Annotated in this window: 10 protein-coding genes; 3 read left to right on the forward strand and 7 right to left on the reverse strand. The window is 46.1% G+C overall.

The window, feature by feature from the left end; genetic code table 11:
• Positions 1-53 precede the first annotated feature (53 nt).
• Positions 54-2,174: an anaerobic ribonucleoside-triphosphate reductase gene (gene nrdD, locus CBX98_RS22280; protein WP_104972616.1), complete on the reverse strand. Its 2,121-nt coding sequence runs from the start codon at positions 2,172-2,174 to the stop codon at positions 54-56.
• A gap of 309 nt (positions 2,175-2,483) precedes the next feature.
• Here nrdD and CBX98_RS22285 point away from each other — a divergent pair, with 309 nt between their 5' ends.
• Complete coding sequence (locus CBX98_RS22285) at positions 2,484-3,350, forward strand: endonuclease/exonuclease/phosphatase family protein (RefSeq protein WP_172606016.1); 867 nt, start codon at positions 2,484-2,486, stop codon at positions 3,348-3,350.
• Between the two features lie 88 nt (positions 3,351-3,438).
• Here CBX98_RS22285 and CBX98_RS22290 read toward each other — a convergent pair whose 3' ends face one another.
• Genes CBX98_RS22290 through CBX98_RS22310 form a run of 5 tightly spaced genes read right to left on the reverse strand, consistent with a single transcriptional unit; the run spans position 3,439 to position 9,053 of the window.
• Positions 3,439-4,494, reverse strand: a complete 1,056-nt coding sequence (locus tag CBX98_RS22290) for an efflux RND transporter periplasmic adaptor subunit (RefSeq protein WP_005460933.1) — start codon at positions 4,492-4,494, stop codon at positions 3,439-3,441.
• On the reverse strand, positions 4,491-7,799 hold the full coding sequence (locus CBX98_RS22295) for an efflux RND transporter permease subunit (RefSeq protein WP_109170294.1): 3,309 nt from the start codon (positions 7,797-7,799) through the stop codon (positions 4,491-4,493). The genes CBX98_RS22290 and CBX98_RS22295 overlap by 4 nt, the downstream gene beginning before the upstream one ends.
• 28 nt (positions 7,800-7,827) lie before the next feature.
• Entirely contained in the window at positions 7,828-8,286 is a 459-nt protein-coding gene (locus CBX98_RS22300) for a YeeE/YedE family protein (protein ID WP_012842252.1), read from the reverse strand.
• A gap of 10 nt (positions 8,287-8,296) precedes the next feature.
• Positions 8,297-8,716 (reverse strand): YeeE/YedE family protein, encoded by a 420-nt coding sequence (locus CBX98_RS22305; RefSeq protein ID WP_048625069.1) that lies wholly within the window; start codon positions 8,714-8,716, stop codon positions 8,297-8,299.
• A 28-nt stretch (positions 8,717-8,744) separates the two neighbouring features.
• On the reverse strand, positions 8,745-9,053 hold the full coding sequence (locus tag CBX98_RS22310) for a metalloregulator ArsR/SmtB family transcription factor (protein ID WP_012842251.1): 309 nt from the start codon (positions 9,051-9,053) through the stop codon (positions 8,745-8,747).
• Between the two features lie 178 nt (positions 9,054-9,231).
• Here CBX98_RS22310 and CBX98_RS22315 point away from each other — a divergent pair, with 178 nt between their 5' ends.
• Positions 9,232-9,417, forward strand: coding sequence for a DUF2892 domain-containing protein (locus CBX98_RS22315; protein ID WP_012842250.1), 186 nt, complete (start codon positions 9,232-9,234; stop codon positions 9,415-9,417).
• Positions 9,418-9,488: 71 nt separating this feature from the next.
• The gene (locus CBX98_RS22320; protein ID WP_109170296.1) at positions 9,489-11,192 is read left to right on the forward strand and encodes an FAD-dependent oxidoreductase; all 1,704 of its coding nucleotides are present in this window, start codon (positions 9,489-9,491) and stop codon (positions 11,190-11,192) included.
• 76 nt (positions 11,193-11,268) lie between these two features.
• On the opposite strand, the gene CBX98_RS22325 is transcribed toward CBX98_RS22320, so the two are convergent.
• Complete coding sequence (locus tag CBX98_RS22325; protein WP_047009206.1) at positions 11,269-11,964, reverse strand: aspartate/glutamate racemase family protein; 696 nt, start codon at positions 11,962-11,964, stop codon at positions 11,269-11,271.
• Positions 11,965-12,093: the final 129 nt, after the last annotated feature.

Consider the following 12,093-nt stretch of genomic DNA (forward strand, 5'->3'; position numbering starts at 1 on the left):
ATCAACCTAAAGCAGGTTGATTTTCAAAGTGTTGAATCGAGTGGTAATTAACCTTATAGGTGTTTCACTCGACGTTTAACTTCTTCTTGTTTGCCGAAGTTAAACGGACGTGCGTCTGGGCTGCCCAAGTAGCCACATACGCGACGTGTCACCGATACTTTGGTTGAATCGTGGTTGCCACAACTCGGGCAAGTAAAGCCTTTGCTTGTACATTCAAACTCGCCGGTGTAACCACATTCGTAACACTCATCAATCGGAGTGTTGGTTCCGTAGTAAGGAACGCGGGTGTAACTGTAGTCCCACACGTTTTCTAGCGCTTCTACGTTACGTTGCATGTTCGGGAATTCACCGTAACAGATGAAGCCACCGCTTGAGATTTCTGGGTAAGGCATCTCGAAGTCGATCTTGTCGTAAGGGTTAACCTTCTTCTCAACATCCAAGTGGAAGCTGTTGGTGTAGTAACCTTTGTCTGTTACGCCTTCAATCAAACCAAACTCTTTGGTGTCGATGCGGCAGAAACGACTACATAGGTTTTCACTTGGTGTTGCGTACAAGCTAAAGCCATAGCCAGTTTCGTCAGCCCATTGATTCACCGCATCTTTTAGATGTTTGATGATCGCGACCGCTTTTTCACGCAATACGACATCATCGTAAACGTGCGCTTCAGTACCAAACAACGCGTTGATAGTTTCATGCACGCCAATGTAACCTAGAGAAATTGATGCACGGCCGTTTTTGAAGATTTCTGCAATCGAATCGTCCGCTTTCAAGCGCACACCACATGCACCTTCCATATATAGAATTGGGGCAACGCGCGCTTTTACGTTCTCTAGACGAGAAATACGCGTTTCTAGTGCTTTACGAGCAAGACGTAGACGATCATCAAGCAGTTCATAGAACTTCGCTTCGCTGCCTTTTGCGCGAAGCGCGATACGTGGCAAGTTCAAGCTAACTACACCAAGGTTGTTACGACCTTCATGGATAAGTTCGCCATCCTCTTCGTAGGTGCCTAGGAAGCTACGACAACCCATAGGTGTTTTGAATGACCCCGTGACTTCCACGACTTTGTCGTAGTTAAGAATGTCTGGGTACATACGTTTTGAAGCACACTCAAGTGCAAGCTTCTTAATGTCGTAGTTTGGATCTTCTGATTTGTGGTTTAAGCCATCTTTGATGCCGAATACAAGTTTAGGGAATACCGCTGTTTTACGGTTCTTACCTAGACCTGCAATACGGTTTTTCAAAATCGATTGCTGAATAAGACGAGACGCCCAGCTTGTACCAAGACCAAAACCAAACGTAACGAATGGCGTTTGACCATTTGCCGTGTGTAGTGTGTTTACTTCGTACTCTAGCGATTGGAATGCGTCGTAACACTCTTTCTCAGTGCGAGCTTTAGCGAACTCTTCTGGCTCAGCAATGTTCCACTCTTTCGCGATTTCTAAATGCTTTTCATAGCTCGTGATGACGTAAGGTTCTAACACTTCGTCGATACGGTTGATGGTTGTACCGCCATAAATATGGCTAGCCACTTGAGCAATAATTTGCGCTGTTACTGCGGTCGCAGTTGAAATCGATTTAGGCGTATCGATTTCTGCATTACCCATTTTGAAGCCGTGCGTTAGCATGCCTTTCAAATCGATAAGCATACAGTTAAACATCGGGAAGAATGGTGCGTAATCCAGATCGTGGTAGTGAATGTCACCCACTTCGTGTGCTTGAACCACATCGCGAGGAAGGATGTGCGTTTTCGCGTAGTGCTTCGCCACGATACCCGCTAGAAGGTCACGCTGAGTTGGGATAACTTTGCCGTCTTTGTTCGCGTTTTCGTTGATCAAATCAAGGTTACTTTCTTCAATCAAACCCTCGATTTCACGAGTTAGTGCACTTTGCTTTTCACGCGCGATGTCGCGGTCATGGCGATATTCAATGTAAGAACGTGCTAGGGCTTTGTAAGGACCTTGCATGAGTTCATTCTCGACTAAGTCTTGAATCTCATGGATGTGAACTTCATCGTGATCTTTTAGCTGTAACTCGACAGCAAGAGCGACATTAAGAGCATAAATGGCGACATCTTTATCTTTGTTTTCCGCTGCCGCTTCAACTGCTGCTTGGATACGATCCCTGTTGAACGGAGCTCTTGAGCCGTCACGCTTGATTACGATTGGTTTCACTTTCTTCTCCTTACCCCAGCATACTCACAGAGTTATCCACAAACACACTATATGGGGTTATTTTTTATTCTGCTAACACAATATATTGTGGCGTATTTAACGAAAAGCACCACTTGAAAACATTGATTTTGATCAATAAAGATCGGCTAGCGGACAAGAACAAATCGATCTTATTGGTACTGATCTCAGTTGAGAAGAAAACCATGAAAATTGCAAAATTGGTACGAAATCTACTTGCTTTTTTTAGAGCGCTTATAGGATAAAGGTTGGAAAGGAATACGCTAAAATCCAGGAGTGAAACAAGCCAATATGCGATCACTATTTGTTACTGCCTTATTAATTTTTAGTTCAACGTCACTTGCTCAAAACTCCATCAACTTAACCAGTTGGAATATAGAATGGCTGTCTATAAATGGAGGTAAGGTTTCGAGAACCAGTGACGATTTCGTCAAACTCAATCAATATGTGGATAAAACTCAAGCCGACATCATCGCCTTTCAAGAGGTCGACTCCAAAGCCGCCGTTCAAAAAGCCGTAGGCGATGGCTACGCGATTTACCTCTCTGATCGAGCTCAATCAAACAATAAGCACCTTCAGTTTTCTGATACCAATCAGTACACCGGTTTTGCTGTGCGCAAAGACATTGAAGTGTCTGACCCAGCAGACTTCTCAATCACGCGTGGTAATAGCAAGTTGCGCTTTGCCAGCTACATCGTCGTTAACCAAAACCAAAAGGACGAGCTTCACCTGCTCTCTGTGCATTTAAAAGCAGGATGCAGCGGAGTATACAAAAACAACCGCAATTGCCAAACACTGAGCCAACAAGGAGAAGCACTTGCGAAATGGATGAGCGAGAGAGAAAAGAAAAAGCAGCAGTACGCCGTAATGGGCGATTTCAATCACAACTTGTCGTATCAACGTGATTGGCTGTGGGCGATCATGACTCTCGGTAACGATGCACAATTGGTAACGCGAGATACCAAAGCCGATTGCAAGGTTCGCTCAAATAAGAACCCAAGAAAAACCCACCAATTCCGCTCTTTGATTGATCACATTATTGTTAGCCCGCAAATAAAAGCGAAAAACGCACACCAAACGCTGTTCAGCTCACAAGATGTTTTGGATTACAAACTGAGTGACCATTGCCCTGTAAACGCAACGGTAACGCTTAACTGAACGAACAAAATAGCCCAGCATGATGCTGGGCTATTTTATGTTGTTTGCCAGATAGACGTTTAACTAGTTAACAAGAGAAACCGTTCTATCAAAGCGCTCTTGGATTCAGCAGCACTACGTCACCCTGCTTCAACCCCGTTCGCACTCTCCCCAACTCTCCAAGCTGAATAAGCCGAGTTTCTACCTCACCGCTGTCTTGCACCACTTTTACATAGTCCAATTGGCCAACTTGGTAAACCGCCTCTTTTGGCACGCGAAGTACAACATCGTCGGTCAAGGTCAACGCGACTTTGGCGTATGTACCTGGATAGATAGCCGTTGGCGGCTCAAATTGAAGCTTTACGGTATAACTGCGCGAGTTGGCATCTGCCGACGGCGTAACTTCTTTTACTGCCGCTTGCGCGTTGAGGTTGTAAGACGGAAAAACAACGTCCACTTCTTTATCATAAGTCACATAAGGCATGACAGACTCAGCAAAGTTCACCTCTATTTCCAACGAGTTTGGATTGTACATTGATAAAAGCAAAGCCCCCGGCGTCGCAGTATCACCCTTGTTGATGGGCTTTTGCGTGATCAAACCATCAAACGGTGCAGTAATGATGCTGTAGCCAAAGGTCGTTTCCGCCTCGGAGACCGCCGCTTGCGCTTTATTGAAGTTGGCTTGTGCGGTTTGCAAGGCACTTTCCGCTTGGTCAAATTGCGATTGAGGGATCAGCTTTTTGTTTAAAAGCGCTCTGACACGAGAAAACTCCTTTCTCGCCGCGTTGAGCTGCGCTTGTGCAGAGGATAAAGCCTGCTCACTTTGACGAACTCGCGCGTCGAGATCATCGCTTTCTAGCCGCGCCAACACGTCTCCTTGCTTCACTCTATCGCCAACCTTCACCAATACCTCCATCACCGATGCCGTTAACCGTGCCGCGATATCGGCGTGCTGCTCTGCAACGACGACGCCCGGAAATTCTCGAACAACCGGTTCGCTGGTTAACATCAGTTGATGTGTCTCTGCGTTATTTACATCAATCTGGTTGGTTTTCGCGTCATGTTCTGTCGGCAACTTTTCTGTAAAAAATCCAGCCATATAGAGAAAAAGAAGCGCGAGTATGGCAAACAGAATCACGCCTAACCATTTGGTATCTAATTTCATTGCTCTTCCTCCATCTGAGGTAATCCATGTCCTTTGGTGTTTTGGTATGCAAGGTTGTAAACCACCGGAACCACAAGCAGCGTAAAGATGGTCGAGGCGGTAATACCGAATATGATTGCCCAAGCCAAACCGTTAAAAATTGGGTCTAACGTAATCACGACGTTACCCAGTAACGTTGTACCCGCAGTCAGCAAGATTGGCCGCATACGAACAACGCCAGATTCAATCAACGCATCATGTAAGCTACGACCTTCAGCCAGCGATTGCTGAACAAATTCAATCAAAACGAGTGAGTTACGCACCACAATCCCAGCTAGCGCAATCATGCCGATCATCGCGGTCGCCGTGAACAGAGCTGGGTTGGGGTAATTACCGATGTCACTGCTTAACACATTCAAAATCCAGAACCCCGGCATAATCCCAATCACGGTCAGTGGTATCGCCAGCATGATGATGCCCGATACCGCAGGTAAACCTGTTTGAATCAACATCACCACAAATACGCCAAGCAGCGCAGCGCCATAAGCAATGCCTAAATCGCGGAATACGTCTACTGTGATTTTCCATTCCCCCTCACCACTCCAAACTACTTCGATGTTGTCTGGCACGCTCCAAGTGACACCAGCTCCATTGCTCAAGTACGTGCGATCTTGCCAGTGACGATGCACATCTTCCGCGTGAGTTGTATCTTGGTCAGCCATCACATCGGCAATCACTTCACCCGGAACACGCCCAACTACCTCGGCGTAGACATACACAACAGGCTTGAGGTTTTTATGGAAAATCGGTTTGTCCGCTGCGCGTTTCACAAAATGACCGACTTCAGACAACTGCACGATAGGCTGAGGAGCATCCACAACAGCCCCATTGGATTCTACTTTTGCAATCCCTGGACGGCCTCGCACATAAAGCTGCTCTAGTTGATTCAGGTTATCTCTGTCTTCGCGTCGGAGCTGCACTTCGATAGGTAGTGGATCCACTTCTCTTGGATCGGCTATATAACCGAGCACTTTGGCGTTCGCGGCGGTAATCAGCGTGTTATTGATATCAGCAACAGAAACACCGGACAGCGCCGCTTTTTCTTGATCAACGATGAATTGCCACGTTTCTAAATCACCTTGGATGCTGGTATCCACCTCAGAAACCAACTGTTCTTTGCGAAGCCTATCCGCGACTTTCTCTGCTTGGCTCATCAGATCTTCATAAGATGTCGCTTCATCACCGTAAACTTCTGCCGTAATGGTGGCGATAACAGGCGGGCCTGGCGGCACTTCGACTAGCTGCACGTCAGCGTCAAACTTATCTGCAATCTGCTCTAAATCCGCCCTGAGTCGTGTCACCAGTTCGTGTGATTGCATTGCGCGGCGATTCTTCTCTGCAAGAACGACTCGAAGCTCGCCTTGGTATGGTTCGCTACGCATAAAGTAGTGGCGCACCATGCCGTTGAAATCCATTGGGGAAGCGGTGCCTGCAAAGCCCGACACACTTGTCACTTCCGGCACCGTCATTAAATAGTCCGTAAAGCTCGACAGAGCGTTGGAGGTATCCACAAAGCTTGAAGACTCTGGCATGTTTAATACCAATTGGAACTCATTTTTATTGTCATAAGGCAGCAACTTGAGTGGAACTAAGCGAAGTGCTGGCAACAATGCTGCCAAGACGAACAACAAGGCAACCAAACCAAGGAAAAGCCACGCTTTCTTGCGACTTTCAAGTAGCGGAATCAACACACCACGATACAAACGATACATCGGCGAAGATTGGATGTCATAGTGGCCGTTTTCCTCAGCACCTTTGAGTAGCTTCTTGGCAAGCCAAGGCGTGATCATAAACGCGACAACGGTACTAAAGATAACGCTGATCGGAACGTTGAACGCAAGTGGCGCCATGTAAGGCCCCATCATCCCAGTGATAAAAAACATCGGCGTAAACACGATAACAATCGCGACCGTCGACATTAACAAGGCGCTACGAATTTCTGCCATGGCGAGAACAATCGCGTTGGTTCGTGTTAGATTTTTGCGTTTGAGGTAGCGTTCAATGTTGTCGATACTGGCGATCGGATCGTCCACGATCAAACCTAGCGCCAAAATCAATGCAAAGAGTGTGACTCGATTGATGGAATAGCCAAATGCCAAGTCCATCCCGAGCGCGGCACCATAGCTAATCGGAATCGCGATACCAACCACCAATGCGCTTCGCCAGTTCAAGAACAAACCGACAAACACCACGACCGTTAGAATAGAGATGCCAAGGCTTGATACCAAGTTGTTCACTTTCGCATTCGCCGTTTCGCCATAGTCACGAATGACTGCAACTTGAACTTGCGGAGGAAATTGCTCGGATTGAAGCTCCGCCAGTTTATCCCGAACAGACTGAGCGACGTTAACCGCGTTCGAGCCTTTTTGTTTAGCGACAGAAATGAACACCGCTGGGTATGCTTCATCGTAGTTTTTATCGCGATACCAAGTATCGGATGTTGCCTCACCTTCACCGTCGTAAATACGCGCGACATCTTTCAAGTAAACGGGTTTGCCATTGAGCACCGCGATAACAAGATCGCCAACTTCTTCGGCGTTGGTCAGAAACCGTCCCGACTCCAATGTGTAATTTTGCCCGTTTACGCGAACGTTCTTGCCTTGGGTTTTGCTATTACTGAGCTGAATGGCCTGTTCGAGGTCATCGATGGTTACTTTGAAGTTTGCCATCGCAACGGAATCAAGCTCTATCTGGATTTTTCTCGGCTCACCGCCAATCACTTCCACCTTGTTGGTGGCATCCAATGATTTAATGCCTAACGTGGCTTGGTCTGCAATACGTCTCAGTTGATGGCGATCGAGAATGTCTGGAGCGGTGGAGTAAATTGCAGCAACAACAATGGGTACATCGTCGATTTCAACAGGCTTCACAAGCCAGTTAGTGACAGAAGGAGGAACTTTGTCTTGGTTGGAGTAGAGTTTGTTGTAAAGCTTAACCAGAGCATCTTCGCGGTTTTCGCCGACATAGAAACGGACGATGACTTGCGCAGCACCTTCCATTGACGAAGAATAAACGTATTCCACACCGTCAATTTGGCTAACAAGCTTTTCTAATGGTTCAGTGATTTGATTTTCGACTTGAGAAGCGCTTAGTCCGGGAGCCGAAACCAATACATCTGCCATTGGCACAACGATTTGCGGGTCTTCCTCTTTCGGGGTCAACCACAAGGCCGCGGCACCGACCACAAGCGCGAGTATGATCATGATCGGAGGGAAAAAGCTGTTCATCACAGACTGAACAAAACTTCGCTTTAGTTTGTCGGGCATCCTTTCCCCTCCATATCAGATTGATTGTTTACGCGTTCGCGGTTTTCACCTTCTTCGCGTTACGGTGAGTAATGATCGCCTTCGCGAACAGAGATCCAAGTAACATCGCAAGGAAGAACACCACAATGCTCACGTTGCCTAATGCCAGACTCGCAACCGCAGGGCCAGGGCAAATACCTGCCAACCCCCAACCTAAACCAAAGATCGCCGCACCAGATAACAAACGTCCGTCGATGTTCTTATTGGTTGGTGTGCAAAACGCTTCACCGCTAACTGATTGTTTTCTCGGCTTGATGATTAAAAAATAGCTTGGCATGAATACCGCGAGTGCGCCGCCCATCACAAAAGCCAAACTTGGATCCCAACTGCCAGAAATATCTAAAAATCCAATGACTTTAGCTGGGTCGATCATGCCAGACACCGCCATGCCCATACCGAATAACACACCGCTCAAAAGAGCAGAAAAACGAAAAATAGTCTTGTTCATGGAATCTCTCTTAAACTAGGTGAAGTCGAACGAATACCGTTAGACCAGCGACAGCCATAAATACACAGGTCGCCACAATAGAGCGCTTAGACAAACGGCCCATGCCACAAATGCCGTGTCCGCTAGTACATCCGTTACCCAGTCTGGTTCCGATTCCTACCAATAAACCAGCGGCAATCACCATCCCTAAAGAAAGGTTCGCGGTACTAGGAACCGCAACGCCCAACATTAGGACGCTAATCAAGCCACCAGCTATCATTCCAACCGCAAAAAGCAATCGCCACGAATAATCGCCTTTTTTCGGTGACATAATGCCATTCATAATTCCACTGATTCCGGCAATTTTCCCGTTAACCAACAACAATATAGTGGCGGAGATCCCTAACAAAAGGCCACCAAACAACGATTCCCATGGAATAACGTTTAACATTATTTACCTCTAAAATCTTAGCTACGAATTAGTTACAGAAAACGCTATGAAGCGCCTTTATTAATGACTCAACTCTCGGTTCTGACAACGAATAAAACACTTGCTGTGATGCCTTACGAGCCTTGATCAATTTGTGTTTGCGAAGCACCGTCAAGTGCTGTGAAAAGGCGGATTGGCTAAGGAACGAGTTCTTTTGTAGCTCCCCAACACCAACCTCACCTTGGGTCAGTTGGCACAACACCATTAGCCTTTCCGGATGTGCCATTACTTTTAGGAGATCAGCAGCTTCATTGGCATTGCCTTTCATTGCTGCTACATCCATATCTGTATAGCTCATGACTCACCTCTATATTAAAAACTAAATTAGATACTACTAAAGTAACATATTTAGTCAACACTAAATTAGCAATGATGAATTTAGATAAATTAACATTAGACATTTCTAATTTAGATAATTATAGTGATGAATATCAAAGGATGGCGTTCTCAGTTTGAGAGTACGAAGGAGAGGAGTTATGACGTTAGAAAATGCAGTACGAATTTTTGCAGGCACGATGGTATTGATCTCGGTCATACTAACCGTGTTCGTTCACAGTAACTTCATTTGGTTCACCGTGTTTATCGGCGTTAATCTTATTCAAAGTGCTTACACGGGAATCTGCCCTGCTGCTTATTTTTTAAAGAAATTTGGTTTTAGATAATCTAGAGCGTAGTGACCTTTCACACTGGCTATTCGTGAAAGGTCAGTTCGCCCTAAAACTTGGAGTTAAAAATGACTAAGATCTTAATCGTCGGTGGTGTTGCAGGTGGTGCATCTGCGGCGGCGCGTGCTCGTCGTCTAAGCGAAGATGCCGAAATCATCATGTTTGAACGTGGCCCATTCGTTTCATTTGCCAACTGTGGCTTGCCTTATCACATCGGCGGCGATATCCAAGAACGCAGTAAGTTACTACTACAAACGCCAGAAAGCTTTTTAGCACGCTTTAACGTTGATGTTCGCGTGATGAATGAAGTGGTTTCTATAAACCGACAGGACAAGACCGTTACGATCAAAAACCTGTTGGATGAGTCTGAATACGTAGAATCGTACGATTTTCTACTGCTTAGCCCAGGTGCCGGCCCTATTGTTCCGCCAATTCCAGGTCTCGATAACCCGCTCACCCACTCGCTACGTAACATTCCAGATATGGATCGCATCATCGAAACGATCCAAATGAACAAGCCAGAGCATGCGACGGTTGTTGGCGGCGGTTTCATCGGTTTAGAAATGATGGAAGCCTTCCACCAACTTGGCATTAAAACCTCTCTGATCGAAATGGCAGACCAAGTCATGACGCCAGTAGACCGTGAAATGGCAGGCTTTGCTCATGCAGAAATTCGTGACAAAGGTATCGACCTAAAACTTGGCGTCGCGCTTGAATCTGTGAAATTCGTACCTAACGAGCACGTTGCAAGTTTCGACTCTGGTGAGAGTGAGAAACACCAACACCTAGAAGGTGAATTGGAGTTAACACTGAACAACGGTGAAAAACTCACTACCGATATTCTGATCATGGCAATCGGTGTACGTCCTGAGACAAAACTGGCGCAAGAAGCCGGCCTTCAAATTGGCGCGCTAGGCGGTATTTACACGAACGAATACATGCAAACCAGCGATCCATCTATCTACGCTGTCGGTGACGCGGTAGAAGAGAAAGACTTCGTGACTGGCGAGCAAACTCTAGTGCCACTTGCAGGCCCGGCAAACCGTCAAGGTCGTATGGCAGCAGACAATATGCTCGGCCGCAAAGAAACTTACCAAGGCACACAAGGGACAGCGATTTGTAAAATCTTTGACCTTGCTGTGGCTTCTACCGGTAAAAACGAGAAGCAACTAAAACGCGCTGGCGTTGAATACGAAAAAGTGTACGTCCATACCGCAAGCCACGCGAGCTACTACCCTGGTGCAGAAGTGGTGTCGTTCAAAATGTTGTTCGATCCAAAATCAGGCAAGATTTTAGGTGCTCAAGCAGTTGGTAAAGACGGTATCGACAAACGTATTGACGTTATGGCTGTTGCACAACGTGCTGGCATGACGGTTGAACAACTACAGCATCTTGAACTGACTTACGCGCCACCTTACGGCAGTGCAAAAGATGTGATCAACCAAGCGGCGTTTGTGGCAAATAACATCATCAAAGGTGACGCAGCGGCGATTCATTACGATGAAATCGACAACCTGACTGAAGATCAAATTCTCCTCGACGTCCGTAACCCGGGTGAATTGGAGTCTGTTGGTTATCTTGAAGGGGCAATCAACATTCCGGTTGACCAGTTACGCCATCGTATGGGTGAACTACCAAAAGACAAAGAGATTGTGATTTACTGTCAAGTAGGCTTGCGCGGTAACGTGGCATACCGTCAACTGGTCAACAATGGTTACAAAGCTCGTAACTTGATTGGTGGATACAGAACACTCAAATTCTCGCGCTTATAACGGGATAATAAAAACAGAGAAAACCGAGGAATTGGTTTTCTCTTTTGTTTATTTACATGGACTCAAATCTAACTCATTAACCTTCTATCGCCAAACGGACTGCTGCTTGAGCATGGATAGAAGTGGTATCAAGTAGCGTAACATCGGTGTGACTTTGGTTTACAAGTAAGGCAATTTCAGTGCACCCGAGAATCACGGCTTCAGCTCCCTGCTCTTTTAGTTTTTCAATAATTTGCAGGTATATCGTTCTCGATTCTTCTTTGATTTCACCTTGGCATAACTCTTTATAAATAATGTTATGCACTATAGAGCGATCATCTTGAGCGGGAATTATGACATCCAGCCCATAGAGGTCGGAAAGCCGTCCTTTGTAAAAGTCTTGCTCCATTGTGAATTGAGTACCAAGGAGTCCGACCTTTTGAACCCCTTTCTCACGAAGTAACTCAGCAGTCGCGTCTGCGATATGTAGTATGGGGATATTAATGCTGGCTTCAATTTGAGGAGCAACTTTGTGCATTGTGTTCGTACAAATAAGAATAAAATCAGCGCCCCCTTTTTCTATTGAAGATGCAGCATCAGATAGAATACTTGCCGTTTCCTCCCATTTACCTTGGTGTTGAAGTTTCTCTATCTCTGAAAAATTCACGCTATACATACAAATTTTTGCGGAATTTAGGCCACCTAACGCCTCTTTGACCCCTTCGTTGATCAATTTGTAATAACTAAGCGTCGACTCCCAACTCATGCCGCCTAGAAGACCGATAGTTTTCATATAACTCTCCAATCGTTATACACCACCATGGCAGGGGTGTTTTTACAAACAAAATCAACCACGTGAATAGACAGCCTTCTAGCTTTGTCACTAGTGAGAACTGGATAAACCTGCAATCAGAAAAACGAG

This window comes from Vibrio sp. T9, assembly GCF_003123985.1.
Lineage (GTDB): Bacteria > Pseudomonadota > Gammaproteobacteria > Enterobacterales > Vibrionaceae > Vibrio > Vibrio diabolicus.

Bases quoted from the DNA above. Each gene is read 5' to 3' on its own strand.
- CBX98_RS22285 (WP_172606016.1), top strand. From the start codon at position 2,484: ATGCGATCACTATTTGTTACTGCCTTATTAATTTTTAGTTCAACGTCA.
- CBX98_RS22290 (WP_005460933.1), bottom strand. From the start codon at position 4,494: ATGAAATTAGATACCAAATGGTTAGGCGTGATTCTGTTTGCCATACTC.
- CBX98_RS22295 (WP_109170294.1), bottom strand. From the start codon at position 7,799: ATGCCCGACAAACTAAAGCGAAGTTTTGTTCAGTCTGTGATGAACAGC.
- CBX98_RS22300 (WP_012842252.1), bottom strand. From the start codon at position 8,286: ATGAACAAGACTATTTTTCGTTTTTCTGCTCTTTTGAGCGGTGTGTTA.
- CBX98_RS22305 (WP_048625069.1), bottom strand. From the start codon at position 8,716: ATGTTAAACGTTATTCCATGGGAATCGTTGTTTGGTGGCCTTTTGTTA.
- CBX98_RS22310 (WP_012842251.1), bottom strand. From the start codon at position 9,053: ATGAGCTATACAGATATGGATGTAGCAGCAATGAAAGGCAATGCCAAT.
- CBX98_RS22315 (WP_012842250.1), top strand. From the start codon at position 9,232: ATGACGTTAGAAAATGCAGTACGAATTTTTGCAGGCACGATGGTATTG.
- CBX98_RS22320 (WP_109170296.1), top strand. From the start codon at position 9,489: ATGACTAAGATCTTAATCGTCGGTGGTGTTGCAGGTGGTGCATCTGCG.
- CBX98_RS22325 (WP_047009206.1), bottom strand. From the start codon at position 11,964: ATGAAAACTATCGGTCTTCTAGGCGGCATGAGTTGGGAGTCGACGCTT.